The 26,524-nt window shown below is 51.9% G+C and carries 22 protein-coding genes; 20 read left to right on the forward strand and 2 right to left on the reverse strand.

The window, feature by feature from the left end:
- Positions 1 to 290 precede the first annotated feature (290 nt).
- From P6M73_RS08940 to P6M73_RS09005, 14 genes are all read left to right on the forward strand, one after another.
- A complete protein-coding gene (locus P6M73_RS08940; protein WP_277852711.1) occupies positions 291 to 1,499 on the forward strand; it encodes a BaiN/RdsA family NAD(P)/FAD-dependent oxidoreductase in 1,209 nt (402 codons plus the stop codon).
- Entirely contained in the window at positions 1,496 to 1,858 is a 363-nt protein-coding gene (gene aroH / locus P6M73_RS08945; protein WP_277852712.1) for a chorismate mutase, read from the forward strand. The genes P6M73_RS08940 and aroH overlap by 4 nt, the downstream gene beginning before the upstream one ends.
- Before the next feature lie 165 nt (positions 1,859 to 2,023).
- Complete coding sequence (gene ispH, locus P6M73_RS08950; RefSeq protein WP_277852713.1) at positions 2,024 to 2,857, forward strand: 4-hydroxy-3-methylbut-2-enyl diphosphate reductase; 834 nt, start codon at positions 2,024 to 2,026, stop codon at positions 2,855 to 2,857.
- Positions 2,854 to 4,158, forward strand: a complete 1,305-nt coding sequence (locus tag P6M73_RS08955) for a S1 RNA-binding domain-containing protein (RefSeq protein ID WP_277852714.1) — start codon at positions 2,854 to 2,856, stop codon at positions 4,156 to 4,158. The genes ispH and P6M73_RS08955 overlap by 4 nt, the downstream gene beginning before the upstream one ends.
- A 255-nt stretch (positions 4,159 to 4,413) precedes the next feature.
- Positions 4,414 to 5,355, forward strand: coding sequence for a GNAT family N-acetyltransferase (locus tag P6M73_RS08960; RefSeq protein WP_277852715.1), 942 nt, complete (start codon positions 4,414 to 4,416; stop codon positions 5,353 to 5,355).
- Positions 5,356 to 5,938: 583 nt separating this feature from the next.
- Positions 5,939 to 7,312, forward strand: a complete 1,374-nt coding sequence (gene miaB, locus P6M73_RS08965; RefSeq protein ID WP_277852716.1) for a tRNA (N6-isopentenyl adenosine(37)-C2)-methylthiotransferase MiaB — start codon at positions 5,939 to 5,941, stop codon at positions 7,310 to 7,312.
- Positions 7,313 to 7,580: 268 nt separating this feature from the next.
- The gene (mutS, locus tag P6M73_RS08970) at positions 7,581 to 10,181 is read left to right on the forward strand and encodes a DNA mismatch repair protein MutS (RefSeq protein ID WP_277852717.1); all 2,601 of its coding nucleotides are present in this window, start codon (positions 7,581 to 7,583) and stop codon (positions 10,179 to 10,181) included.
- Position 10,182: 1 nt separating this feature from the next.
- Complete coding sequence (gene mutL, locus P6M73_RS08975) at positions 10,183 to 12,123, forward strand: DNA mismatch repair endonuclease MutL (protein WP_277852718.1); 1,941 nt, start codon at positions 10,183 to 10,185, stop codon at positions 12,121 to 12,123.
- Positions 12,123 to 13,064 carry a tRNA (adenosine(37)-N6)-dimethylallyltransferase MiaA gene (gene miaA / locus P6M73_RS08980; protein ID WP_347276332.1) on the forward strand — a complete coding sequence of 314 codons (942 nt, stop codon included), beginning with the start codon at positions 12,123 to 12,125 and terminating at the stop codon, positions 13,062 to 13,064. Before mutL ends, miaA begins: the two co-directional genes overlap by 1 nt.
- 29 nt (positions 13,065 to 13,093) lie before the next feature.
- Positions 13,094 to 13,354 carry an RNA chaperone Hfq gene (hfq, locus tag P6M73_RS08985; RefSeq protein ID WP_277852720.1) on the forward strand — a complete coding sequence of 87 codons (261 nt, stop codon included), beginning with the start codon at positions 13,094 to 13,096 and terminating at the stop codon, positions 13,352 to 13,354.
- Positions 13,355 to 13,489: 135 nt separating this feature from the next.
- A complete protein-coding gene (locus P6M73_RS08990) occupies positions 13,490 to 13,948 on the forward strand; it encodes a hypothetical protein (protein WP_277852721.1) in 459 nt (152 codons plus the stop codon).
- Positions 13,949 to 14,202: 254 nt separating this feature from the next.
- A complete protein-coding gene (locus P6M73_RS08995; protein WP_277852722.1) occupies positions 14,203 to 15,486 on the forward strand; it encodes a methionine gamma-lyase family protein in 1,284 nt (427 codons plus the stop codon).
- A 3-nt stretch (positions 15,487 to 15,489) separates the two neighbouring features.
- Entirely contained in the window at positions 15,490 to 16,821 is a 1,332-nt protein-coding gene (locus P6M73_RS09000) for a hemolysin family protein (RefSeq protein WP_277852723.1), read from the forward strand.
- A gap of 12 nt (positions 16,822 to 16,833) precedes the next feature.
- Positions 16,834 to 17,307: a hypothetical protein gene (locus P6M73_RS09005; protein ID WP_277852724.1), complete on the forward strand. Its 474-nt coding sequence runs from the start codon at positions 16,834 to 16,836 to the stop codon at positions 17,305 to 17,307.
- 217 nt (positions 17,308 to 17,524) lie between these two features.
- On the opposite strand, the gene lexA is transcribed toward P6M73_RS09005, so the two are convergent.
- Positions 17,525 to 18,130, reverse strand: coding sequence for a transcriptional repressor LexA (gene lexA, locus P6M73_RS09010; protein WP_277852725.1), 606 nt, complete (start codon positions 18,128 to 18,130; stop codon positions 17,525 to 17,527).
- Positions 18,131 to 18,524: 394 nt separating this feature from the next.
- Between lexA and deoD the strand changes: the two genes are divergently transcribed.
- Positions 18,525 to 19,241, forward strand: a complete 717-nt coding sequence (deoD, locus tag P6M73_RS09015; protein WP_277852726.1) for a purine-nucleoside phosphorylase — start codon at positions 18,525 to 18,527, stop codon at positions 19,239 to 19,241.
- A gap of 287 nt (positions 19,242 to 19,528) precedes the next feature.
- Here the strand turns inward: deoD and P6M73_RS09020 are convergent, their stop codons facing one another.
- Positions 19,529 to 20,551 carry a tyrosine recombinase XerC gene (locus P6M73_RS09020; protein ID WP_277852727.1) on the reverse strand — a complete coding sequence of 341 codons (1,023 nt, stop codon included), beginning with the start codon at positions 20,549 to 20,551 and terminating at the stop codon, positions 19,529 to 19,531.
- Positions 20,552 to 20,787: 236 nt separating this feature from the next.
- Between P6M73_RS09020 and P6M73_RS09025 the strand changes: the two genes are divergently transcribed.
- The 5 genes from P6M73_RS09025 (at position 20,788) to P6M73_RS09045 (ending at position 26,524) form a co-directional block, all read left to right on the forward strand.
- Positions 20,788 to 21,915, forward strand: a complete 1,128-nt coding sequence (locus tag P6M73_RS09025; RefSeq protein WP_277852728.1) for an alpha/beta hydrolase family protein — start codon at positions 20,788 to 20,790, stop codon at positions 21,913 to 21,915.
- 394 nt (positions 21,916 to 22,309) lie between these two features.
- Positions 22,310 to 23,482: an ATP-grasp domain-containing protein gene (locus P6M73_RS09030; protein ID WP_277852729.1), complete on the forward strand. Its 1,173-nt coding sequence runs from the start codon at positions 22,310 to 22,312 to the stop codon at positions 23,480 to 23,482.
- 32 nt (positions 23,483 to 23,514) lie between these two features.
- Positions 23,515 to 24,279 carry an esterase family protein gene (locus P6M73_RS09035; RefSeq protein ID WP_277852730.1) on the forward strand — a complete coding sequence of 255 codons (765 nt, stop codon included), beginning with the start codon at positions 23,515 to 23,517 and terminating at the stop codon, positions 24,277 to 24,279.
- A gap of 181 nt (positions 24,280 to 24,460) precedes the next feature.
- Positions 24,461 to 25,117 carry a hypothetical protein gene (locus P6M73_RS09040; RefSeq protein WP_277852731.1) on the forward strand — a complete coding sequence of 219 codons (657 nt, stop codon included), beginning with the start codon at positions 24,461 to 24,463 and terminating at the stop codon, positions 25,115 to 25,117.
- Between the two features lie 120 nt (positions 25,118 to 25,237).
- Entirely contained in the window at positions 25,238 to 26,524 is a 1,287-nt protein-coding gene (locus P6M73_RS09045; protein ID WP_277852732.1) for a Y-family DNA polymerase, read from the forward strand.

Raw genomic sequence — 26,524 nt, forward strand, 5'->3', positions numbered from 1 at the left:
GTGGCTCTCGCAAGTCTGGTTTTTCTTTTTTTGCAGGATGGATCCATGAACCTGCACGCCATTTTTGTATGAGAAGCCCCGGAATCTGCTGGCAATGCTCAGAATCGCAGAATCATCGAGCTGCCGCTACTGCGACCATTGAGTCGGCAGCGAAGGATTTCAACCACATTGTTCGGATGGAGCAGCCGTCTGGGACAGGCGGTGGATGCAAATTAGGAGCAGGTGTTGTATATTGAAAAAGAAAGGTCTGTTAAGCAGACTCAAACTCAAAGAAGGATAAGGTAATCTCATTGAAAGTACTGATCGTTGGCGCAGGAGCGTCCGGAATGATGGCCGCCATCGCGGCGGCGGGCTGCGGTCATGAAGTGACCGTGCTGGAACGTAATAAAATAATCGGCAGGAAACTGTATATCACGGGCAAAGGGCGCTGCAATGTGACCAATGCTTCTGATATCAGTGATTTTTTCCCATCCATTCCACGCAATCCGGAATTTCTGTATTCCGCGCTTTATACATACTCCAATGTTCAGCTGATGGACTGGCTCAGAGAAAGGGGACTGAAGCTGAAAACAGAGCGGGGTCAGCGGGTATTTCCCCTATCGGACAAAAGCTCGGATGTAATCGGCGTTTTTCGACGGGAGCTGGAGCGGCTGGGCGTAACCATTGAATATGAAACCCAGGTCCAGGGCATTCGCCATACCGGCGGACAGATTACCGGACTGGTGACCAGCCGGGGACTCAAGACGGCGGATCATTACATTCTGGCAGCGGGAGGCGGCAGTTACCCTCTGACCGGATCCGACGGCGGCATTCTGGGAATGCTAAAAGGTCTGGGCATCAAAACTCAGCCGTTTACGCCCAGTCTGATCCCGCTGACGGTCAAAGAGCCCGAGGTTGTTCAGCTGGCCGGGGTTTCCCTGAAGAACGTGACATTTACGCTGCTGGAAGGCAAACGGGTCCTTTATCAGGAGTTGGGCGAGATGCTGTTTACCCATGACGGAGTATCCGGTCCGCTGGTACTGTCAGCCAGCTGTCTGCGGACGCAGGGTTCTATGCATTGTGAAATTGACCTGAAACCGGGACTGACGGAAGAAATGCTGGATGCCAGAATCCTGCGCGATTTTGCCAAATATCAGAACAAAGATTTGGCGAATGGCCTGTCCGATCTTCTGATCGGTCGGCTGATTCCCCTGATTCTGGAGCGGGCAAAGATTCCGCCCGATACCAAGGTTCATTCAGTGACAAAGCAGCAGCGCCGCGCGCTGCTTGAGTCGATCAAGCATCTGACCTTTACCGTAAAGGGCACGCGGCCCCTGGCGGAAGCTATCATTTCCCGCGGAGGAGTCGATGTGTCGGAAGTCGATCCCTCCACGATGAAACTGATCCGCTATTCCAACGGATCCGTCTGCGGTGAACTCATCGATGTCGATGCCTTTACCGGAGGCTACAATTTGCAGATTGCCATCTCGACGGGCCATCTGGCGGGGGTAAGCCTATGATCGCGCTGCGGGGAGCTACCACAGTAACTGCCAATGAAGCCGAAAACCTACGCGAGCGGACACTGGAACTTTGGGATCGGATTCGTCAGGCAAACTCCTTTGAACCGGAAGATATCGTGTCGGTGATTTTCACCTGCACCCGGGACATCGACTGCGACTATCCGGGGAAGTATGTTCGGCTGGAACGAGGTCTGACGCGAGCCTCCCTTCTGCATTTCAATGAAATGAATGTAGTCGGAACCCTGCCTCTGTGCATCCGCATTCAGATCCAGCTTGATCTGCCCAAAGACCGCCGGACCATCCCGGTATATCTGCATGAAGCCGCCTCGCTGCGTCCGGATCTGACTCAGATTGACTGATCCGGGCCTGAAAGCGGGCCGGCGGGTTGGGACGCCAACGCCTGACAAGCCCGTGTTTTATCATGGGTAAGGTGGAAATTCAGCCCGTTTTCATGTATAATGTATGAGTGTCGGAGTGTATCCTGACACGATGAACCAATCGAAGTCGAGGACAGGAGCAGAGCCATGAGAGAAATTATTCTGGCCGATCACGCGGGGTTCTGTTTTGGCGTTCAGAGGGCTGTAACCAACGCTTTGGATATGAAAAATCCCAAAGGACGGGTTCTGACCTTCGGAGAACTGATCCATAACAGCGATGTGGTTAAGAAGCTGGAACAAAGCGGAATCCATGCAATTTCTGAAGAAAACTTCGGCAGTGTAACAAAGGATGACACCATATTGATCCGGAGTCACGGTGTGACAAAGGCAAAACTGGAAGAACTGGGTACGATAACGGATAAAGTCCTGAATCTGACCTGCCCATACGTTACAAACATTCAACGCAAAGTCAGTGAGTATCATGCCAAAGGCTATCGGATCATCATCCTCGGGGATGCTTCGCATCCGGAAGTCATCGGCATCAACGGCTGGTGCGGCAACAGCGCATTGATTTCCAAGGGAGGGGATGTTGACTTCACCATCCCGACGAAATGTTGCGTTGTGGCTCAAACCACCGAACGGCAGTCCAACTGGGAAAAACTCATTGGAACACTGGCCACCCGCACCAAAGAAATGGTTGCGATCAACACCATCTGTGCCGCCACAGAGCAGCGTCAGACCTCCACCACGAAACTCTCCAAGGAAGTGGATGCGATGGTTGTCATCGGAGGAAAGCATTCCTCCAATACGACGAAGCTCTATGAGATTTGCAAGACAAACTGCAATCACACTTTCTTTGTGGAAAATGCTGAAGAATTAAAACAATATATCGAAGAGCTCAAAGGTTACGAGAAAATTGGAGTCACAGCCGGTGCGTCAACCCCGGACTGGATCATCAAGGAGGCAATTGAACTATTATGAACGACGAAATGAGAATTGACGAGAACACTCCGGTGCTGGAAGAAACAACCAACGAAGCCGCAGTGACACAGACTGCGCCTGTCGAAGAGACTGCCGCTCCGGTTGCTGAAGAAGCAGAAGCCGTGACAGAGGAAGTTGCTGAACTGATCGCAGAAGAAGTTGTTGAACCGGTTGCAGAAGAAGCGACAGTGGAAGTTTCTGAGCCGGTTGCAGAAGCCGTTGCAGAAAAGCCCGAAGAAGAAATGACCATGGAAGAACTCATGCAGAAATATGACCATCCGGTTCGGATGGGACAGATCATCAAAGGCAAAGTCATTCAGCTGGATGACAAAGAAGCCATCATCGCGCTCATCGGAGCCGGCAACGACGGCAAACTTGCCCTTGACGAAGTTTCCTTCGATGATTCAGCCAAACTGACCGATCTGATGTCCATCGGAGACGAAGTAGAAGCTAAGATCATCCGCCGTCCCATCGAGAATGATTCCTTCTACATCCTGTCTGTAAAAGAAGTACAGCGCGAAGCATCCAAGGATGAGCTTCTGGCCGTTCTGGGCAAGGATGAAACCATCCCGGCCAGAGTCAAGGAAGCAGTCAAGGGCGGTCTGGTTGCCTTCTACAAGGGTCATCGCATCTTCATCCCGGCTTCCCATGTCGATGTTAACTCAGTCCGCGACCTCAAGCAGTTTGTTGGTCAGGAAATTGACATCAACGTCATCGAGGCAGAAGAAAGAAGAGGCTCAACCCGCATTGTCGGATCCCGCAAGAAGCATATGCTCAAAGAGAAACAGGCGCTGGAAGGCAAGACCTGGGAAGAACTGGAAGTCGATCAGGTTCATGAAGGCCGCGTTGAGCGCCTCACAGACTTTGGTGCATTCATCAGCATCAATGGCGTGGATGGACTGCTCCACATTTCAGAAATCACTCACGGCAAGATTCCAAAGCCATCCTCCGTTCTGAAGGTCGGTGACATGGTTCAGGTTAAGATCATCGGCATTGACAAGGAGAATAAAAAGCTGTCCCTCTCCATGAAGGCTCTTCAGGAAGATCCCTGGAAGAACATTTCCGAGAAGTACCCGAATGAATCCATCGTACTGGGCAAAGTGGTCCGCTTCACGGACTTCGGCGCGTTTATCGAACTGGAACCCGGCGTCGACGGACTGGCTCATATCTCCCAGCTGTCCCATGCCAGAGTGGAAAAGCCCAGTGATGTCCTGACCATTGGGGACATCATCAAGGTCATGGTCCTGGATTCCAACGAAAAGGACAAGAAAGTATCCCTCAGCGTGAAGGCTGTCGAATAATCCCGGTTAAACCGAACATTGCAGACGCACTCCGATTCCGGAGTGCGTTTTTTCGCGTAGCCCCCAGCCGCTCATTCAGGCAGTCAACCGGCTTGTGCATCATGAAATTCAAAATTCTGAATCCTTTGGAGCACCAGGCGGCACCATTGTCATCTTTTTGAGCAAAATTATATATCAGAAGCTGATTTTGGTTTAGAATAAGAGTATTGAGTGTCCTGCCTGAACCAGGCCAGTACAAGGGGAGAGGAGACAGCTATGACAGATTTTCAATTACATAACGCCCAAGCAGAGGATCTCCAGAAGTACCCTGATTTCTTTGCCCGGGCAGCACTGTTTAATACGCTGAATCAACCGGCGCAGCCCCAGACATTTGATCAGAATTTTATCTCGCGGATGACAGCCCGTTCCGTGGACAAGCTGGTGTTTTATCGTCAGGTGCCGGTATTCTATCTGAGCTATAAGAAAGCAGCTGTCGTCCATCCCATCGAAACGATGATTCTCGATGACCGGGTCGAGGTGCCTCAGGACGAGCTTTACCATTTCATCCGGACTGAATGCTTCGATAAAGTCAGTCTGAAGCTGATGCATGATAAATTTGAATATCATACCTGTGACCGGCCGCTGAATGAAAGCGTGCTGGAACATATCGGATTTCTGCGCAAAAAAAACCATCGGGTCATGAATTTGCCTCTGGAGTTTCACCGGAGTCATCCGCTGCCGGAAGAGATCTTGGAGCACATCCGAATCGCCCCGGTCGAAACCTCTCAGGACATGACCGACCGGGTAAATATACAAAACGGCGTTTTCCATGATAAAAGCCGTACCCCGCTGGTCTGGCTCGACGTCCAGACGGAAATGAAGAACAAAAGCTACATTGATCGGCTGTCCCTGCTCCTCAGATGGGATGGCACCCCCTGTGCCTATGGCCAGATCATCACCAACAGTTCTGCGTTCTATCTGGTCAACTTCGGGGTGCTGCCACCCTATCAGGGCAGAGGACTGGCACACATCCTGCTGGACGCCTTGCTGAACGCTGCCAGAGAGCAGGGCATACGACAGATCATGCTGGAAGTCTATGAGGACAATACCCGGGCCATTTCCCTGTATGAGGAACACGGCTTCAAGACCATGTACAATAAAAGTCAGTGGATCTACCAGAAAAAACAGTGGTGCGAAGCTCCTCGGACATCCATTTGAAAATCCTTGCTGGGAAATTGACCTGTCTCGAGAAGGTATCCTGTCTCGAGAAGGTAACCTGTCTCGAGAAGTTAACCTGTCATGTGGGATTAACCTGAATCGACGGATAAGCCTGCAGGAGACGGTACGGAGGAACTGAACTGATATAAAGATCCTGCCAACGGGCAGGATCTTTATTCATGGCTGGCTAGTGGATGATGGAAGCCAATCCCGGAAGAAACCTGGGATCTGGTGAAACCGAGTGGATCGAATTCTGTCCGTGCCGCATTTCAATTAGCTCTAGGATTTTTGGGCGTTGGTGAGTAAAATCAGCGAGAGACTCATCGGACAGGGACTATCTTCGTTGCTATGAGGATCATTGCTTTGAAGTCTGCTGCTCAAAAGGCTGCCGCTGCTCAAATAGCCGCCCGAAAGACCACCCTCAGGCGACTTCCCATAGAATTGGAACAGGTGGTCGATTTCTGTTATAATATCGAGATAGAAGAGGTGATTTCCCGTGACAACTGAAATGGAACATAGCAAATCTGAAGAACAAAGCGCATTGAATCACACTGATTCCGGCTCGGCAGAGCATGGAATCCTTATGTATAAACCACTGGAATCGGACAAGGCAAAGCCCATGGGACAGGGACTGAAGTACTTCATTGAAACCTGGGGCTGCCAGATGAATGAAGAAGACTCAGAAAAGCTGGCCGGCATGCTGAAGGGGATGGGGTATGAACCCACTCCGTTCAAGCATCAGGCAGACTGTATCATTTTCAACACCTGCTGTGTCCGGGAAAATGCTGAGCTGAAAGTTTACGGTAATCTGGGTATGCTCAAAAAACTCAAGGAGAAGAATCCGGAGATGATCATTGCAGTCTGCGGCTGCATGATGCAGCAGCAGGGCGTGGCGGAACATATTCTGAAACGCTATCCCTATGTTGATATTGTATTTGGCACCCACAATGCTTGGAAGTTCCCGGAATATCTGTTCCAGGCCAAGCGGGACAAAGTACAGGTCCGGGAAATTCTGTCCGATGAGCAGCGGATTGTGGAGGGCGTCCCGGTGGAACGCGAATCCGGTCTGTCCGCTTATGTGACGATCATGTACGGCTGCGACAATTTCTGCTCCTACTGCATCGTACCCTATGTCCGCGGCCGGGAAAAGTCCAGAACCCCCCAGGCCATTCTGCAGGAAATCCGCGAGCTGATTGCTCAGGGCTATGTCGAATTCACTCTGTTGGGTCAGAACGTCAATTCCTATGGCAAGGGCCTGGAGGAACCGGTGAGCTTCGCTCAGCTGTTGCGCATGGTCAATGACCTCCCCGGTGTACGCCGGATTCGCTTCATGACCAGCCATCCCAAGGACATCGATCTTGAAGTGATCCGTGCCATGAAGGAATCAGAACACATCACAGAGCAGATTCATCTGCCGGTGCAGAGCGGTTCCAGCCGCATTCTGAACATCATGAACCGCAAATATGACCGGGAAACCTATCTTGATTTGATACGAACGGTACGCCGGGAACTTCCCGGAGTCGCCCTCTCCACCGACATCATTGTCGGCTTCCCCGGAGAAACCGAGGAAGACTTTTCGGAAACACTGAGCCTGTGTGAGGAAGTTGGCTATGATCTGGCCTTCACCTTCATCTACTCCAATCGCAACAACACCCCGGCTGACCGCATGCCGGACCAGATTTCCGATGAAGTCAAGCATGAACGGTTTAACCGTCTGGTGGAAGTGGTCAACCGCAAAGCCATGGAGCGCAATGAGGCCCTGGTGGGACAGATCCATGAAGTGCTGGTGGAAGGTCCCAGCAAGACCAACGAAACTGTGTTTTCCGGAAGGACCCGGACCGGGAAGCTCGTCAACTTCCCAGGGGATGCCACCCTGGTGGGGCAGTTCATTCCGGTCCGCATCACCCGTGCAAATTCCTTCAATCTGTATGGAGAAGCCGTCGAACACAGCAGTTAAACAGCGGTTCATCCCATGACTTAAAAAACTATGTCTCCCGGTCTTCTCGCCCCAGCGGACCGGCCGCATAGTTTTTTTTCGCTGCAGGTTTCCCTTACTTTGGCAAGGGCTGGAACCTGTGCTACAGTTATACTATGGCTTCCCGCACAAACCGGGAAAGCCGCGCCGGACAGTCCTGAAAAGGGTGTCGGCGCAACCTGGGGCAATCCATGCTCCCACGGCGGGATCCTGCGGGATTCCGCGCAAATTGCAGAAAAGAGGTATTCACATGGCACTGACACCCATGATGCAGCAATATTTCAAGTTAAAGGAAGAATACCCGGACTGTATCCTGTTTTTCCGGCTGGGTGACTTCTATGAGATGTTCTTTGAGGATGCCCAGGTGGCGTCCAAGGAACTGGAACTGGTTCTGACCGGACGGGACTGCGGCTTGGAAGAGAGAGCCCCCATGTGCGGCATTCCCTACCATGCGGCCAAAAACTACATCGGCCGGATGGTCGACAAAGGCTACCGCATCGCGATCTGTGAGCAGATGGAAGATCCTGCCCTGGCCAAGGGCATTGTCCGGCGCGATGTGATCAAGATCATTACGCCCGGTACCATCAATGATGAAACCTTCCTGACCGAGGATGCCAACAGCTATCTGATGGCGATCAAAAAAGGCGCAGGCAATGGCTCCTATCCGGAAATCTCTCTGGCTGTCACCGATATCACCACCGGTGATTTTCTGACCGCCAGCTTTCCTTATGATCTGGAAATTCTCCGTTCGGAAATCGCCAAGTACGATCCCCGGGAAATCCTGCTGTTTGAAGAAGACGAGGTGGCCGAACTGGTCCGCCGGGAAGTCCGCACGGCAGTCACCCTGCAGGGGCATCTGCTGCCCCTGGAAGAGGACGCCGTCCTCCATCATGAGTTTACCCACATCCAGGGCAGCGTCCCTTATAACGGCAAGCAGTGCGTCCTGGGGCTGGTGAACTATCTGAAAAGCACTCAGAAAATGTCGCTGTCTCATCTGACGACCCTGGAAGCCTATGCCGTCTCCGATACCATGGCGCTGGATCTGAACACCCGGCGTAATCTGGAACTGACGGAAAACATCGTGGACAAGTCCAAGCGCGGCAGCCTGATCTGGATCCTGGACCAGACCATGACGGCCATGGGGGCACGCAATCTGCGGCGCTGGATTGAAAAGCCGCTCATTGTGCAGCAGGAGATCCAGAACCGGCTGGACGCCGTGGAAGCGCTCTACCGGGACATCGGGTTCAACGAGGAAATCCGCGAGACGCTCAAAGGCGTCTATGACATCGAGCGGATGTCAGGCAAAGTGGCCCAGAAGAACATCAATCCCAGGGAGCTGCTCAGCCTGAAGCAGTCGCTGGAACGGATCCCCACAGTCAAGCAGCTGCTGGGACAGGTGCAGTACGGCGTGCTGGAAGAACTGCGCGAAGAACTCGATGAACTGGCCGATATCGCAGATCTGATCGGGCGGGCCATTTCAGAGGACGCCGGCGTCTCGTCGAAGGAAGGCGAAATCATCAAAGCCGGCTATGACAAGGGCGTCGACGAGCTGCGCGACATCAAGCGCCATGGCCGCCAGTGGATCGCTCAGCTGGAAGCCCAGGAACGCAGCGTCACGGGCATCTCTTCCCTGAAAGTCGGGTTCAACAAAGTGTTCGGCTACTACATTGAAATCACGAAGGCCAATTTCGGAAAAATCCCGGAAGGGCGCTATGTGCGCAAGCAGACCCTGGCCAATGCGGAGCGCTATATCACCGAGGAACTCAAGGAAATGGAAGAAAAAATCCTGGGCGCCGAGGAAAAGCTCCAGGATTTGGAATACAGCCTGTTCGTCCAGGTGCGGGACCAGGTTGAAGCCAATACGGAACGGCTCAAACGGACCGCTGCTGTTCTGGCCCAGCTGGACTGCTACGCCGCTTTTGCCAAGGTTGCCCTGGATCGCAGCTATGTCCGCCCGTCGTTCAACAATCAGGGCGTCATCAAGATTGCCGATGGACGCCACCCGGTCGTGGAGGCCATGATCCCGCGCGGCGAATTCATTGCCAATGACACGCTGCTGGACTTTAAGAAGAACAACTTCCTGATCATCACCGGTCCCAACATGGCCGGAAAAAGCACCTACATGCGCCAGGTGGCCTTAATCACCTTAATGGCTCAGATCGGATCCTTCGTTCCGGCGGTGTCCGCCGATCTGTCCGTCACCGATCGGATCTTCACCCGCATCGGCGCGTCGGATGATCTGTCCGGCGGCAAGTCCACCTTCATGGTGGAAATGACCGAAGTCTCCAATATCCTTAAGAACGCCAGCCATGACAGCCTGATCCTGCTGGATGAAGTGGGGCGGGGAACGAGCACTTACGACGGCATGGCCATTGCCTGGTCAGTGACCGAACACCTGATGAAGGAAGACGGCATCAAGGCCAGAACCCTCTTTGCCACCCATTACCACGAACTGATTGCCCTGGAGAAACAGCTGCCCGGCGTGCGCAATTACTCCGTTGCCGTGAAGGAAGTGGGTCAGTCCATCATTTTCCTGCGCAAGATCATTCCCGGCGGCGCGGATGAATCCTACGGCGTCGAAGTAGCCCGGCTGGCCGGCCTGCCCCAGGAAGTCATCCAGCGGGCCCGCGAGATTCTGCTGGGTCTGGAAGACTCCGGGAAAAAGAAGAAGATCAAGGAGCGAACCGAGCGGATTCAGCAGCTGAACTTCATGGATGTGCTGCTGGATGAAGGCGGCGGCTGTGCCCAGGAAGTGCTGGACGCACTGCGCGGACTGAACCTCAACGCCATGAGTCCCATGGAAGCCATGATGAAGCTGTATGAACTGCAAAATCAGCTGAAAGGAGATTAACGTGCCCGAATTCAGAATCAACCTGCTCAGTCAGGAAACGGCCTCCAAGATCGCGGCCGGGGAAGTCGTGGAGAAGCCCGCCTCGGTGGTGAAGGAACTGGTGGAGAATTCCATCGATGCCGGCGCCCGAAATATTACCGTTGAAGTAGTCAACGGCGGTCTGGACCTGATCCGCATTCTCGATGACGGACACGGCATCCGCAATGCGGACATGGAACGGGCTTTCCTGCCTCATGCCACCAGCAAAATCAAGGAAATTGACGATATCTTCGATATCATGACCCTGGGCTTTCGCGGCGAAGCGCTGGCCAGTGTCGCCGCTGTCTCGCGCACTTTGCTGAAAAGCCATGCCAAAGAGGAACAGGACGGCATGGAGGTGTTCTACGAAGGCGGCGAGGAAAAATTCCGGAAATACTCGGCCCTGGATCAGGGCACGATCATCGATGTCCGGGATCTGTTCTACAATGTCCCGGCCCGGCTGAAGTTCCTGCGGACCGCGCAGAAGGAAACGGCCAACGTCACGGATATCCTGACCCGGCTGGCTCTGTCTCAGCCCCAGATCGCCTTCACCTTCTACAACAACGAGAAGCTTGTATTCCGGACCTACGGCACCGGGAAGTTGCTCGATGTCATCCGCAGTGTCTACAATCGCAAGACCGCCGAGCAGGTGACCTGGTTTGAACGGGAAGCCGACGGCATTAAAATCCACGGCTACATCGGCAATGAGGAGATCGCCCGCGGCTCGCGCAATCAGCAGACGATCTTTATCAATGGCCGCTACATTACCTCCCGCTCTTTGACCGCCGCCGTCGAGCAGGCGTTCAAGAGCTTTATCACCATCAATAAATTCCCGTTTTTTGTCCTCTTCCTGGAACTGGCGCCCCATACGGTGGATGTCAATGTTCATCCCCAGAAGGCGGAAGTCAAGTTCAGCGATGAACGGCTTATGTTCCACACCGTTTTTGAAACAATCCACGGCACGCTGCGCACCATGTATCAGGGCAACCTGGGCTTTGAACAGGGCCTGGCCTCTGATCCGGTCCGGGAGACAACCCCCGAAACCGCGGGCCAGCCCATTCAATCCGCCGATTTTATGCCCTTTGACAAAACCTCCCGTGACAGTCTGATCCGGGAAGAAGCTTCCCCTCGGCCGGATTCATCAAGCTATTTCCAGGAACCGGCTCATGTTCAGGAAACCTGGCCCCGGCCGGAGGGAGAGCCCGCCGAAGTCCGACTGCCCGTTGACCTCAAATCCGACACGGCCCGTCACCGGCTGGATAACCCCATCAGCCAGAGTCCCCAACCCACGGGCTCTGCCCCCGAGATACAACTGCCGAAAGCAGCCGAGGAAGTCCTTCCGAAGTTCCCCATGCCCCGCATAATGGGGCAGTTCAGCAAGACCTACATTCTGGCGGAACTGGGCGATGCCCTCTACCTGATTGATCAGCATGCGGCACATGAGAAAATCAACTTTGAACGCTATATGGAGGATCTGCTCCAGGGTGATCTTCCCATCCAGCCGCTCCTGCTGCCTCAGGTCCTGGATCTGGCGGTGGATGACTACGCCGTCTGGCTGGAGAATGAGGCGGTATTTCAGGCCGCGGGCTTTGCCATTGAAGCCTTCGGGGAGCGGACGTTGAATGTACGGGAAGTTCCGCTGTTCCTGAGCGGCAGCAACGCCGAGTCCTATTTCAAGAGCATACTGGACAATCTGAAAAACCTGGGGAAGGGGACCAGTCAGGAAATTCGCTATCTGAGGATCGCGACGGCGGCCTGCAAGGCTTCCGTCAAAGCCAATGACGAACTGACCCTGCCCGAAATGCAGCACCTTTTAGAAGACCTGCGTTACCTCAAGGAGCCGTTCACCTGTCCGCACGGCCGTCCCACCATGATCCGCTTCACCCGGACTGAGATCGAAAAGATGTTTCGGAGGATCCAATGATGGAGCGGCGGGTTATTGTTCTGGCCGGCCCCACGGGCGTCGGCAAGTCTGACCTGGCGGTGAAACTGGCACAGCGCCTCAACGGTGAAATCATTTCCTGTGATTCCATGCAGATCTACCGGGGCATGGACATCGGTTCAGCCAAAATCAAGCCGGAGGACATGCGGGGGGTTCCGCATCATCTCCTGGATTTTCTTGACCCGGCCACTGCCTTCTCCGCCGCTGAATATCAGACACTGGCATTGAAGACCATCGAGCAGATTCATGAGCGCGGTCATATTGCGATCCTCACCGGGGGAACGGGTCTCTACATCAACTCCGTCATCTATCCGCTGGGATTCACGGCGGCTGACCGGTCAGACGAAATTCGCCGCAAGTATGAAGATGTTCTCCGGGACCAGGGGCGGGAAGCGCTGCATCAGCTTCTCCAGCAGCAGGATCCCGTCTCTGCCGGACGCATCCATGCCAACAACGTCAAGCGGGTCATCCGGGCACTGGAGGTTCAGGAAATGACCGGGCGGGCGTTCTCGGAATATGGGGAGGAAAAGGTGCTGCGCCAGGATCTGGAGATCTACTATTACTGGATCAGCATGGACCGAGCCCGCCTCTACGACCGGATCAACCGCCGGGTTGATGTCATGATGGCGGAAGGTCTTCTGGAAGAGGTCCGGTCGCTTCAGGCGCAGGGACTAGGACCGATGCATCAGAGCATGCAGGGGATCGGCTACAAGGAACTGCTTCACTGTCTGGAGGGGAAGGTGTCCCTGGAGGAAGCAGTGGATCAGATCAGGCAGGGATCCAGAAATTATGCCAAACGCCAGATGACCTGGTTTCGAAATGATCCAAACTGTGCGGAACTGTCAAAAGAATTGATGACAGATGAACAAATGGTCGCTAAAATAGAAAGTGATGTTTCAACGCATCAGACACCCAAGAAATAGAAAGCGGGGACTACCCGACGGGAGGAACTATGAATAAGACAACGAACAATCTTCAGGATATTTTTCTGAATGGGGCAAGAAAATCCAGACTTGGAGTAATCATCCACCTGGTCAATGGCTTTCAGCTGAAAGGCATCGTCAAGGGTTTTGATAATTTTACTGTCATCCTCGACTCTGACGGAAAGCAAATGCTGGTCTATAAACATGCCATCACCACCATTACGCCGTCCAAACCCATCCTCTTCAACAACAAGGAAGATGAAACCGAGATGACCGGAGCCGAAGCCTAACACATCAGTTCAATAACTCAGATCATTCCGGCAGGCACAGGCATTATCCTGGCCTGCCTTTCCTTTTCCCATCTGTTCAGACAATGAAAAAACCTTTTTCGAACTGAAAACGGCCAAACAAAGGAGCTGGCAAGCATGAATCAGCAAACGAATCAGCAAACGAATCACCCTATGAATCAAAATACATCAAAAAATTCAATTCAAAGGAAGGAACCATGTACCCCCGGAACCCGAAACCACCTTTGGATGGTGCTGATCTCTTACTCATTGCTGGGGATCTTCTATTTATTGACTCGCCATCTGACCTTCGGACTGCATGGAATGAAGTCCTGGCCGGATCTGATGGCGCTGATCGCACTGATTCTTCTTAGTCTGGCCATCGGCTTTAAGCGCCGGATTCTGACTGGATTCGTCCTGGCGGGACATATCGGGGGATATGTCCTGGCCATGCTTTTCCAAAGAGATGGAATCGACCCGGGAGGAGGCAGAACCAATAATGCCTGGCTGATCTGGCTCATCAGTTTCCTGCTTGTCTCAGGAATGGGACTGGCGGGAGAAATCGTTCTGCGCCGAAAAGGGAAGAACATCAACTGAGATATTCGAACTTAGTCTTTCGCGAAGAGAAGTCCGCTGAGAAACTTCAGCCGATGCCAGCAACTCAAGTGATCAGTCGATCTTCAGCCAGAGATCAGCCCAGGTTCAACCAAAGATAATGGAATGATCCGAAAGAGTTTTGTCTATATCAGCAGGGAACCGTTGTTTTTTGAAAACTGTGTCATTTCATGATAAAATATTTCTTTGTGAGACACAGGTTTGTGTAACAGAATCTTTCGATACGGAGTATTTTTATGATAGAAAAGACCAGACAATTGTTGAAAACACGTTACCGCATTTCCGATGAACTGCTTGACCTGCATGACCGGGTTTTGGAAGAGCTCGCCCCTGAACTGTCCTATTATGATGAGATTCGGGAGTACAATCAGCTGAAAGTCACCCGAGCCTTCCATGAGGAGCGCATCAGTGATTCCATGTTCAGCATGTCCTCAGGCTATGGTTACGGGGATCTGGGCCGCGATAAGCTGGACGCGGTCTATGCCAGAGTTTTCGGTGCTGAAAGTGCCTTGGTGCGGCCGCATTTTGTCAATGGCACCCATGCCATCACGGCTGCGCTGTTCGGCAATCTGCGCCCAGGGGACACGCTCATGACCATTACCGGCCGCCCCTATGACACGCTTCATAATGTCATCGGCATCGGTTCAAAGAAAAATGTCGGTTCCTTAATGGACTATGGCGTTAATTATCTGGAAGTGGATTTCAAGGATGGACTGCCGGATAAGGAAACGATCCGCCAGATGCTGGCCGAACATGACGTGAAAATGGTACATATTCAGCGTTCCACCGGCTACAGCTGGCGTCCGTCCATGAATTTGACAGTCATGGCAGATATCATTCGTTTTGTGAAAGATCAAAAAGATGATATCATAATCTTTGTAGACAACTGCTATGGGGAGTTCATCGAGACCGTTGAGCCCACTGAACTTGGCGCGGATCTGATCGCCGGATCGCTGATCAAGAATCCAGGCGGTTCCATTGCGCCCACCGGCGGATACATTGCGGGCCGGGCCGATCTGGTAGAACAGGCAGCATACCGCCTGACAGTTCCGGGCATCGGCGGAGAATGCGGTTCCACTTTCGGCGTTACGCGGCTGATGTTCCAGGGATTCTTCCTGGCGCCGCATATTTCGATGGAAGCCGTCAAAGGCGCGATTTTCTGTGCCCGTCTCATGGAACATCTGGGTTATGAAGTCAAACCCAGGGCAACAGAACGCCGCACGGACATCATCCAGGCCATTCGCTTTGGCGAACCGGGTAAACTGATTCGATTCGTCAAAGGGATTCAATACGGCGCACCGGTTGATTCCTTCGTTGAATGCGAACCCTGGGACATGCCCGGCTATGATGACCAGGTCATCATGGCTTCCGGATCCTTCATTCAGGGCTCTTCCATCGAGTTATCCTGTGATGCCCCAATCCGGGAACCCTATATTGCGTACCTGCAAGGCGGGATTACATTTGATCATGCCAGGACCGGCATTTTGATTGCCGTTTCCAATACATTACAACAGGAGTAGAAAATGGACCAACCGGGTATATTACCCCAAATATTGATTATCATTGTACTGATCCTCATCAACGGTTTCTTTTCCATGTCGGAAATGGCCATCGTTTCTGCCAGCCGCTTCAAGATCCACAACCTGGTTTCCGAAGGGGACAAGCGAGCGTCCAAGCTGGAACACCTGATGGCATCGCCCTCCAATTTTCTGGCGACGATCCAGGTCGGTATTACCTTTGCCGGCTTCTTTACCGCCGGTCAGGCGACCAAGTCCTTTGAGTCGCGCCTGGCACCGCTGTTTGACCAGCTCCCTTTTCTGGCGCCATACTCTGAAGTCGTCGCGTTTATCCTCATCACACTGATTATGTCCTATTTCACACTGGTATTCGGGGAGCTTCTGCCCAAGCGCATCGCCCTCCAGAAACCGGAAGCCATAGCCCTGGCCGTGGCCGGACCGGTCAGCACCATATCGAAGGTTACCATTCCGTTTGTCCGGCTGCTTTCCGGCTCCACGACGTTCTTCGGCAAGCTTTTGGGCATCCACTCGGATAACATTGAGGAAGAAATCTCCATCAGTGAGATTCGGGCGAAAATCGAGGAAGGCAAGGAACGGGGCGTCATCAACCAGACGGAACGCGATATGCTTGATGGGATTTTTGAATTTGACAATAAACTGGCCCGGGAAGTCATGACACCGAGAACCGATGTTTTTCTGGTGGATATTGCTGAAAAACCGGAAACCATTATTCGGATGCTGACCAATGGCCGCTATTCACGGATCCCGGTCTATGAGAACGAGTCGGACAATATTATCGGTATGCTCGTGCTAAAGGATATTTACCGCGAATACATCAATAAGGGCTCCGTCAATGATATTCGCAAAGTCATGCGCGAAATCCTGTTTGCGCCGGAAACCAAGCACATTGATGATCTGTTCAAGGAAATGCAGGCGAAGAATCATCATCTGTGCGTCCTGATCGACGAGTACGGCGGTTTCTCAGGGATCGTTACGATCGAAGACTTGTTGGAAGAAATTGTAGGCAATATCTTCGATGAGCATGATATTACCTACACTGAAATTAACCGGATTGATACGGACACCTATATTGTCGACGGCATGGTTACAATCGCTCAGCTCAATGATGATCTGAACCTGGACCTGGACAATGAGAACGCGGATACGATCGGCGGCTACTTCATCGAGAAACTGGGCCGCGTTCCGGAAAAGGGCGATGTAGTGGATGATCTGGCGATCCGGATGGAAGTACTGCGCATCCGCGGACGTCGGATCAAGGATCTCAAGATCATTAAAAAAGATATTGATGTTCCGGAAGCCGCGGACGACGAATTTTAGAGAGGGAAACGTATGAACGGAGTGGCGTTGGTCAACCTGGTCATGGGAGGATATCTCCTGTATGACGCATTCAACCGTCTGGCAGCTCACCAGAGCCTGCTGATATTCGATGACTACCTGGGGGGCTTCGCCCGCTATATCCCGATTCTTCTGGCCATCGGCCTGATCCTGACGGCGATCCTGCTGTTCGTAAAAAAGAGCACCTCCTGGCTGTTTTTTTCCTATGTCATCTCATTCCTGGTACTGCTTTTCTACACTCCTTCGGTGTTCTACAGCGGAATCGAGGAACGCTATTCGCCCTGGATCCTGGTTTTTCAGTTCCTGGTACTGATCACCTGTACGATTCTGCTCTACGCGACGCGGGAGCGGGGCAAGGGGAGTGCCAGCGTCCTGCACCGGGAGACCTACTCAGAGTATAAAAAAGGCATGAAGCAATTTGAAGATCCCGAGTCGAAAACCGGCAGGAAGAATTCCAGACCGGAATAAGACGAACCTCAGTCAGTAAGATCTTCTGACCGAAACATTGGTTCACAACACCCAATTTTAGAACAACCCATCTTTATAACAAGAACAGCGAGCTTACGAAAGCTCGCTGTTCTTGTTATAAAGACGATTCAGTTATTCCTGACCTCTGTTTTTCCGTTGAAGAGCGAACGTTTCATTGGCTGAAATCCCATCGCTTCAATCTCTCGGGAAGGATTTGTTAGCGGTATTTCCGGTAGATGCCGACCAGGCGGCCGAGAATCCGGCAGTCCGGTACAATGATTGGTTCCATGGTGTCATTTTCCGGCTGGAGCCTGATGTAATTGCGTTCCTTGTAGAAGGTCTTGATGGTCGCTTCCTCATCGATCAATGCAACAACAATTTCACCGTTGCTGCAGGCTTCCACCTGCTCGATGATGGCGAGGTCGCCGTTGTTGATGCCGGCGTTGATCATGGATTCTCCAAGAACTTTCAGAATGAACAGGTTTTTATCATGTTTTACAAAGTGCAGGGGCATAAGGAAGTGGTCTTCTATGTTTTCCTGAGCCAGTATCGGGACGCCGGCCGTTACGCGGCCTACCACAGGAATTCGAACCATTTCAGGACGGTCATTAAGTTCAGGAATTTCCAAAGCCCGGGGCTTCGTGGGGTCACGCCGGATCAGGCCTTGCTTCTCTAAATTCTGCAGGTGGTTCTGGACGGACGAAGTTGATCTCAGGTCCACCGCATCGCAAATCTCACGAACCGATGGAGGGTATCCTTTGGCTTCTGTGTAGGTCAGCAGAAACCGGTATACTTCTCTTTGTTTTTCTCCTTTTCCGGACATACGACACCTCTCTTTAATAATTTAATATCATTGTAGCATAACAGACCCCAAAAACAAACACTTGTTCCGTAAATATGTTCTAGTTTTGCCGCAGTTTCAGCACATTCGGGAAAAGACCGGACTCTTTGACCGCCTGCCAGGCGGATTCAGTTGCCCTGAATCAAATCAGCCCGATTGCTTCAGGGGCAGAAGGGGCCAGGATGCCGTCTATTTGTGTCGCCGTTTCCATGTGTTACGGGTTTCCCCCTTGAGCAGGGCAGTCGGAAATTGCAATTGGCGCGCCCTGGCGGGATCATTCTTAACTTTCTTTGAAGACATTCCTTTTCCCAGGCTGATTCTCTATAATGATATCAAAGGCTTTTGATCAAAATACAAATGAACTCAGGAGGTAACTATGTCCATTCATATTGGAGCTAAACCAGGCGACATCGCCAAGACGATCTTATTACCGGGGGATCCGCTCAGAGCGAAATTCATCGCAGAAACATTCCTGGAGAATCCCGTTCAGTTTAATGAAGTCCGGGGCATGCTCGGCTTTACCGGAACCTACAAGGGAGTGCCGGTTTCTGTCATGGGTACCGGAATGGGCATCCCGTCCATCTCCATTTATGTTCATGAACTGATCCATGATTATGGCGTTAAGAATCTGATGCGCGTCGGATCTGCCGGAGCCCTGATCCCGGAAGTGGTGATTCGTGATGTGGTTCTTGCCTCATCCGCTTCCACCACCAATGGTTTTAACAAAAACCGGTTCCGCGGACTGGATTACGCGCCGACTGCAGATTTCACTCTTCTGTCCAAGGCATATGAATCAGCTAAAGAACTGGGTCTGGACGCCAAAGTCGGAAATGTCCTGTCCTCAGATATCTTCTATGATGAAACCAATGCCCAGGGTCTGTTTGCCAATGCCGGAACCCTCTGCGTTGAGATGGAAGCTGCCGGTTTGTATACCGCGGCTGCCATGGCCAGAGTTCGGGCACTGGCCATCCTGACGATCTCCGATTCACTTGTGACAGGAGAAGCCACGACTTCCGAAGAACGCCAGAAGACCTTCACCGACATGATGAAGATCGCGCTGGAAACCGCCGTCAAGGTCAACGATCTGGACTAGGCTTCCCATGAAAAAGATCGGGAGTTTTATCACTTCCGATCTTTTTTCATTCTTTCGAAGTCATTCTTTCGAAGTCATTCTTTCGAAGTCATTCTTTCGAAAACATCCTATTCGATTGACCTGAGCGATATTCCATTTGATTGACCCGACAGTTATTCCAATTGCTTACCTGACTATTATTCCATTTGCTTGACCTTTGTTATTCCAGCTAATTGCCTCATATTCATGACAATGGATGATTGATAAGGATGTCAGCCGGACACCCGTGATCATGTCCTGCAGTAAGGCTACTTCTTTCCCCTGGTCAGATCGGACCAGCGGTCGATGTCGCGCAGGGGATTGGCATCCGCCGAGTCCCGAAGCCGTTCATCGTCGACATGGGTATAGATCTGAGTGGTGGAGAGATTCTCATGCCCCAGGATCAATTGAAGCGAACGCAGATCCACATTGCCATGCTTATACATCAAAGTGGCGGCAGTGTGCCTGAGTTTATGGGGGGTGTACTGATCCGCATTGATCCCGGCGTTGGTGATGTGCTTCTTGACCAGCCGCTCCACCGTCCGTTTGCTGATGGGGCGCTTGTGATTCGAGAGGAACAGGTAATTCTTGTACTCCGGCAGTACGCCATCCAGCTCGATGGTCTTCAGGTGATTATCCAGCGCTGCCAGGCAGGCTTTGTTCAAATAGACCGTTCGTTCCTTATTGCCCTTGCCGACGATGCGCAGCGTATCCTCGCGCAGCATGGAGCGCTGTATGGAGGTCAGTTCCGAGATCCGGAGGCCGCAGTTTAAAAAGAGCGTCAGGATGCAGTAATCCCGGTAATAATCCCGGTGCGCGTGATCCATGGATTGAAGCAGCAGGACCGACTCATCCAGGCTCAGGTAGATTGGATTGCGTTTGCGGATGCGCGGTGATTCCAAATCAGACGCCGGATCCTGATCAATGATTCGGGCTTTGCCGTGCAAAAACTTGAAAAATGTCTTAATGGAAGCAACCTTTCGAGCCCGGGCTGTGGCCGAGTTTTCCCGCTGCTTCTCCAGAAATGACATATAGGCATACAAATTGGGCAGAGTAATACTTTGAAGGAATCGGTCGTCGATGACCGAGAGGTCAATTTCCTCAAACTCGACTTCTTCCGGTACGATCCCTTTGTAAATCATCAGAAAACGCAGAAAAACGGTCAGATCATAGCTGTAGGCAGTGACCGTTCCCGGACTTTTCCCTTTGATCGTCAGCAGGTAGGCCGTGAATTCATTGACTCTGGCCGGCAATTTTATTTCTTTCTCGCGTTGGATGCTGTATTTTGCCATGTTAACACCTCGTACCAAAATAATATCACAACCCCATTCAAAATGATATTTCGCGACAAGCCATTTCAAAAGGAGGACAGCAAGACCAGAGTGACAGGCTGTAATTCATGGTTCATGGCGAGACAACTTTAGCATTATATTGCTATTTAAAATCCTTCTTATTGCTCTTTAACTTCCTTCGCCTGAGGGCTGAAGGCTATTCACATACTACAACTATTGTTATCAGGAGGCACATTATGGGCATTGGCCGCAAGGTAAAATTATTCACCGATTTCTCCCGCCAGGACTTTTATTCGGGAGAATCATTCCGCCGGATCCCCGTCAGCATTTTTTACCCGACTATGGCGGAGGGGACCTCACATTATGAAGATCTGTATGCCCCCCAAACCGAGCTGCTGGTTAAAATTTACGGAGAAGGCAAGAAAGATCGCATTCAGCATCTGAAGCAGCTGGAAACTTCTTTTTTGAATGATGCGGCACCGGATCTGAGTCAGCCTCGACCGGTGATCGTCTTTTCCCACGGTCTGGAAGCAGACCGCGACTTCTATTTATTTCTCATCGAGCCGCTGGTACGCGAAGGGTATGTCGTTGCAACCACGGGTCATTTGTATGACACCGATGTTACCCTGCTGCCAACCGGTGAAACAGTCCCCATGAAACCAGGACTTCTGGCAGAATCATCCTTTGACGAACGGACTTCGCAGATCGAGGCCCGAAGCAAGGATATGATGTTTGTCCTGGATCAGCTGGCGGCCCTGAATGAGACCGACGAATGGAACAACTTGCTGGATCTGAACCGGATCGCACTGGCCGGGCATTCCCTGGGCGGCATGACGGTACTGAAAAGCATGGTCCATCCCCTGGCAAAAGCGGGCGTTTTACTGGATGCTGCCCTGGCGTATCTGGATGCGGAACCGACTCCGGGAAGTGGGGCAAGCTTGAACAAACCGATCCTGAATTTCCGAAGAGGTGACGTCAGCTACGGGGATCGTCTGCGCCGCCGGGTCGAGCAGGCAAAGGACAAATCACCGGAAAAGTTCCGGGAAATCCTTCTCAAGGAGCATGCATCGGCTCTGGCGGATGAGGCGGCCGTTCGAGCACTCTACCACTACGCCGGCGGAGACTGCCGACAGTATATTTATATGGATCGGACCGTCCATATGACCTTCTGCGACTGGTTCTGGCTGGTCAGTGACAAGCAGGACAAACGGAATCTGCCCATCGAAGAGGCCCATCGTTCCATTGTACAGGTCGTCTCTTCATTTTACCGGGAATATCTGCTGGAACAGGGAACACCTTACAGTGATTTGATTTGCTCAGCTCAGACCCTGGGCATTCACACGGAGGTCATCGCGCCGGAATGATAGGATCCCATGACTTTTTTCGTGGGATCGCATCCTGTCCCCCTATATCCGGATGATCCCGAGATCAGGGGAATCGCCGGAAGCTGAGCTGGAATCGAGCGACAGACTGCCCTGAAGGAACAGTACGTTCCTAGTTCATATCCTGCTTGCACCGAATCCTGTTCGAAGGATTCGGGGCTTTATCGGCTTTGGTTGGTTCAAAGTCGACGGTCTTGAGTTACTGAACGAAAGGAATCGAAAGCCGGAAAAGGAAAGCAATGCGGAGCCTTCGGTTCTTCGGCAGGAAATTGAAATTTTGTCAGTAATAACTCCTTGTAGGCCAATGATTTCGTGATATAATTGGAAGAAAATTACAATTAATGCATAATTATGCACTGATTGGAAGGGGGAACCAATGAACTACGTATTTATCTCTCCCAATTTTCCCAGGGGGTACTCCAATTTTGCCGTGCGACTGAGAGAACAGGGTGTCAATGTTCTGGGAATCGGCCAGGACAGCTATCAGGAACTGAATCAGGATCTGAAGGAACATCTGACTGAATACTATCGGGTAGAACATATGGATCAGTATGATGAGGTACTGCGTGCTTTGGGCTATTTCACACACAAGTACGGGAAAATCGACCGGCTCGAATCTCACAATGAGCATTGGCTGATTCAGGACGCCCAGCTGCGTACCGACTTTAACATCCCGGGACTGAAAGCGCATGAAATGGAACCGCTGAAGTACAAGTCGAAAATGAAGGAAGTGTTCCGATCCTGCAACATCCCCGTTGCCTTGGGCGGCGTTGTCAGAAATCCAACGGAAGCCCGTTACTGGATCGATGTCTTTGGCTATCCCTGCGTGATCAAACCGGATATGGGCGTGGGGGCGCAGGATACACAGCTGCTGGTCAGCGATCATGATCTGGAAGATTTTTTCAGTACCAGATCCGGGAACCGGTACATTCTGGAGGAATTTATCGAAGGCGATATTGAAAGCTTCGACGGGCTGACTGATCAGGACGGTCAGGTGGTATTTACTTCAACCTTCCGCTTCAGCAGCGGCATCATGGATGTGGTCAATTCTGATCTGGATATCTTCTACTACTCGCTTCCTGCCGTGCCGGAGGACCTTTTGGAAGCGGGTACCAAAGCTGTGGAGGCCTTCGGACTCAAGGAACGGTTCTTCCACATGGAATTCTTTCGGACGAAACTGGGCAGCCTGGTTGCCCTGGAAGTCAATGTCCGTCCGCCCGGAGGCTATTCCATCGACATGTGGAACTTTGCCGGCGACATCGATCTGTATGAGCAGTATGCGAAAGTAGTCGCCTCCAACGCGTTCGATGCCCATGTTAAAGCCCGGCATTACTGCGCCTATACCGGCCGCAAATATACGAGTCAGTATGCCAATTCCATTGATGAGATCATCTATAACTACAGCTCCAGTATTCTATACCATGGGGAAATGCCGCGAATTCTGGCCAAAGCCATGGGGGACTACGCATTCATTTTCCGGGTCGACGACTTTGAGGAAATGAAAAAAATGGTTCGCTTTATTCTGGAAAAAAAGAATTTGGAACTGTAACTGGCAAGATCAATGAATCGGGAGGACATCAAATGCAAATCACGTATGATAAAACATTCAGCCGCCACCTGGGGCGGGATATGGAATTTAAGCGCTACGGCCACAGCGGAAAACCAATGATCGTATTCCCGACTTCAGGGGGACGGTTTTATGAATTTGAAGACTTTGGAATGATCGATGCCATGGCCCATCTGATTGACGCGGGGCTGATCCAGGTATTTACACCGGATTCGGTGGATGCCGAAAGCTGGGATAACCAGTCCCTGGAACCGGAAGAACGAGCCCTGCGCCACAATCAGTATGATCTGTACATTGTGGAAGAACTGGTGCCGCTGATCCGCCAATGGACGTCCTGGCAGGGGCCGCTGCTTGCCCATGGCAGCTCCATGGGAGCGTTTCACGCCCTGAACTTCTACCTGCGTCACCCGGATGTATTTAATGGCGCTATTGCTCTGAGTGGACTGTATGATGCCCGCTTCTTCGTCGGAGAGCATTTCGGCTACAACGTCTACATCAATTCACCCATTGATTACCTCAAAGACCTGTCGGATTCCTGGTATCTGGAGTACTACCGCAAGGGGGATCTCATCCTGTGCTGTGGTCAGGGGGACTTTGAAGCCGAGTCGCTGCGGGATACCCGAAAAGTAGCTGATCTGCTCCGGGAAAAGAATATTCCTGCCTGGGTTGATATCTGGGGATATGAGGTCGCCCATGATTGGCCCTGGTGGAGGTATCAATTGGTCTACTTCCTGGAAATCCTGCTGGAATATCAGGGGATTCTTCATACACCAAATTAATTCCCAGCAAGATCGGTTCATCGGCTGCAGCCGAAGCAGTCGGCTGGTTCAGGCGATCTCGATAAACAAGAATAAGCCGTAAACATTTGCCGGATCGTAACGAATAGGCAAAGTTGATATGTTATAATGAAAAGAACTTAGCGAAACAGCTTAAAATAACGACAAACAAGCGAGGTGTACTATGCCGAAAAATGTTGAATTGGATCACATCACCATCATCGTTCCTCAGGGACAAGGTGAAGAAGTCCTTAAAATGGCAAAGCAAAAGGGCATCATGAATGGAACCGTCAGTAAGGGACTGGGTACAGCCAATCAGCTTCTGATGAAGGAATTTGAAAAACATGGCCGAGTCCGGGATTTCGTATCCCTGGTCGCCGCAACGGATCTGGCGGAGATTTTCCTGAAGAAAGTCGCCGAAGAGTTCGGAATCGGCAAACCCGCTCACGGCATTGCCTATGCGGTGAATGTCAATGAGGTCTATGCGGAACGGCTGAGCAATGTTAAAACCGAAGACCGCAATGAATCGGATGTTCAGGTGATCACCGCCATCTTCCGCAACGGCAATGCCGATCGGGTAATGGATGCGGCCCGGGCAGCCGGAGCAACCGGCGGAACGATTCTGGAAGACCAGTCCACGGTGGATCCGGAAATGAGCCTCTTCTCCAAGGGTACCAACGGAAATGACGAAATTGTCCTGATCATCGCCCGGAAGGAAAAAGCCGGCGACATCATGGATGCCATTCGCAACAATACGGGACTGGATCGTACAACCGGTGTCATCTATGTACAGGATGCCCACTTTGTCTATGGATTGAAAAAGTACGTCGGACAGGACTAATCCACTCAGAACAACTAAAATAATAAGTGCCGAATTCTTAAAATATTGAGAATTCGGCACTTGTTTTATAATCCTGTGGTATCATATAGATATCGAACAAATGTTCTAAGGTGATGTGTTATGAGTACCATAGATTACAGTAAAATGCCCCTGCGCTATCTGATGTGCATCGATGTTAAATCCTTCTTCGCCTCGGTGGAGGCGGTGCGACGCGGGATTGACCCCCTGGAGGCATACATTGTGGTGGTGTCGGATGTCCGACGTCCGGGCGCCATTGTGCTGGCGTCTTCCCCCAAGGTCAAATCCGAATTCAATATCAAAACCGGCAATCGAAAATTCGAAGTGCCCAATGACCCCAAACTGATGGTCGTGGACCCGTCCATGAGTCTGTATCTGGAAATAAACCGCCAGATCAATGACATCTTTCGCCAGTACGCTGCCGATGAAGACATTCTGGTCTATTCCATCGACGAATCCTTTCTGGATGTGACCGGCACAGCCCATCTGTTCGGTGATCCCGGCAAGGTGGCGGTTCGGCTGCGCGACCAGATCAAGCAGGAAATCGGACTGAATGTGACGATTGGGATTGGCGACAATCCACTTCTGGCAAAGCTGGCACTGGACAATGAGGCCAAAAAGAAAAAGAGCCAGATCGCGTACTGGTCCTACGAACGAATCCCGGAAACAGTCTGGAAAATCCCGAAGCTCACCGATTTCTGGGGCATCTCGCGGGGCTGGGAACGGCGGCTGAACAAGCTGGGGATCCATTCCATCTATTCTCTGGCACACTTTGACCCGCACATTCTGGAGTCGAAGTTCGGCATCATGGGCTTGCAGCAGTACTATCACGCCAACGGCGTGGACTACAGCGTCATTTCAGAACCGGGGATTCAGAAAAGCAAAGGTTTTTCCAAAGGCCAGATTCTGATGCGGGATTATTATGAGAAAGAGGAGATCCTGACGATCCTGGATGAAATGATTGATGATGTCACCATGCGGCTGCGCCGCCACCGATCGTTATGCTGCAGCATCGGCTTTTACTGCGGCTATTCCTCCAGCGTCAACCACCCCGGAATCGGCGTCTCGAAGCGGCTTAAAGTTCCAACCAGCGACACAGCGACCCTTCGGGAAATCTTCCGATCGCTGTTTGTAAAGCACTGGCAGGGTGAACCGGTCCGGCAGTTCAATATCGCTCTGAATGATCTGACAGAGGACTTCGGCCGGCAGCTGTCCCTCTGGGATTACACCGGCGATGACGGCCGGGCGGTGGATCTGGTCATTGACGAGATCCGGGACCGTTTCGGCAAGACCGCCATATTCAAGGGACACAGCCTGACCCGCGGATCCACCTTTTTTGAACGCAGCCAGAACATCGGCGGCCATAAAGGGTTAAGCGAGGTGAAATAA

Source organism: Anaerococcoides asporogena (genome assembly GCF_029590275.1).
Classification (GTDB): domain Bacteria; phylum Bacillota; class Clostridia; order Clostridiales; family Clostridiaceae; genus JG1575.

Excerpts from the sequence above, each read along its gene's own strand:
- P6M73_RS08990 (WP_277852721.1), top strand. The coding sequence starts at position 13,490 with ATGAATCAGCAAACGAATCAGCAAACGAATCACCCTATGAATCAAAAT.
- mutS (WP_277852717.1), top strand. The coding sequence starts at position 7,581 with ATGGCACTGACACCCATGATGCAGCAATATTTCAAGTTAAAGGAAGAA.
- lexA (WP_277852725.1), bottom strand. The coding sequence starts at position 18,130 with ATGTCCGGAAAAGGAGAAAAACAAAGAGAAGTATACCGGTTTCTGCTG.
- P6M73_RS09005 (WP_277852724.1), top strand. The coding sequence starts at position 16,834 with ATGAACGGAGTGGCGTTGGTCAACCTGGTCATGGGAGGATATCTCCTG.
- P6M73_RS09040 (WP_277852731.1), top strand. The coding sequence starts at position 24,461 with ATGCCGAAAAATGTTGAATTGGATCACATCACCATCATCGTTCCTCAG.
- aroH (WP_277852712.1), top strand. The coding sequence starts at position 1,496 with ATGATCGCGCTGCGGGGAGCTACCACAGTAACTGCCAATGAAGCCGAA.
- P6M73_RS08960 (WP_277852715.1), top strand. The coding sequence starts at position 4,414 with ATGACAGATTTTCAATTACATAACGCCCAAGCAGAGGATCTCCAGAAG.
- miaB (WP_277852716.1), top strand. The coding sequence starts at position 5,939 with ATGTATAAACCACTGGAATCGGACAAGGCAAAGCCCATGGGACAGGGA.
- hfq (WP_277852720.1), top strand. The coding sequence starts at position 13,094 with ATGAATAAGACAACGAACAATCTTCAGGATATTTTTCTGAATGGGGCA.
- P6M73_RS09035 (WP_277852730.1), top strand. The coding sequence starts at position 23,515 with ATGCAAATCACGTATGATAAAACATTCAGCCGCCACCTGGGGCGGGAT.
- P6M73_RS09045 (WP_277852732.1), top strand. The coding sequence starts at position 25,238 with ATGAGTACCATAGATTACAGTAAAATGCCCCTGCGCTATCTGATGTGC.
- deoD (WP_277852726.1), top strand. The coding sequence starts at position 18,525 with ATGTCCATTCATATTGGAGCTAAACCAGGCGACATCGCCAAGACGATC.
- ispH (WP_277852713.1), top strand. The coding sequence starts at position 2,024 with ATGAGAGAAATTATTCTGGCCGATCACGCGGGGTTCTGTTTTGGCGTT.
- P6M73_RS09025 (WP_277852728.1), top strand. The coding sequence starts at position 20,788 with ATGGGCATTGGCCGCAAGGTAAAATTATTCACCGATTTCTCCCGCCAG.
- P6M73_RS09000 (WP_277852723.1), top strand. The coding sequence starts at position 15,490 with ATGGACCAACCGGGTATATTACCCCAAATATTGATTATCATTGTACTG.
- P6M73_RS09020 (WP_277852727.1), bottom strand. The coding sequence starts at position 20,551 with ATGGCAAAATACAGCATCCAACGCGAGAAAGAAATAAAATTGCCGGCC.
- miaA (WP_347276332.1), top strand. The coding sequence starts at position 12,123 with ATGGAGCGGCGGGTTATTGTTCTGGCCGGCCCCACGGGCGTCGGCAAG.
- P6M73_RS08995 (WP_277852722.1), top strand. The coding sequence starts at position 14,203 with ATGATAGAAAAGACCAGACAATTGTTGAAAACACGTTACCGCATTTCC.
- P6M73_RS09030 (WP_277852729.1), top strand. The coding sequence starts at position 22,310 with ATGAACTACGTATTTATCTCTCCCAATTTTCCCAGGGGGTACTCCAAT.
- P6M73_RS08955 (WP_277852714.1), top strand. The coding sequence starts at position 2,854 with ATGAACGACGAAATGAGAATTGACGAGAACACTCCGGTGCTGGAAGAA.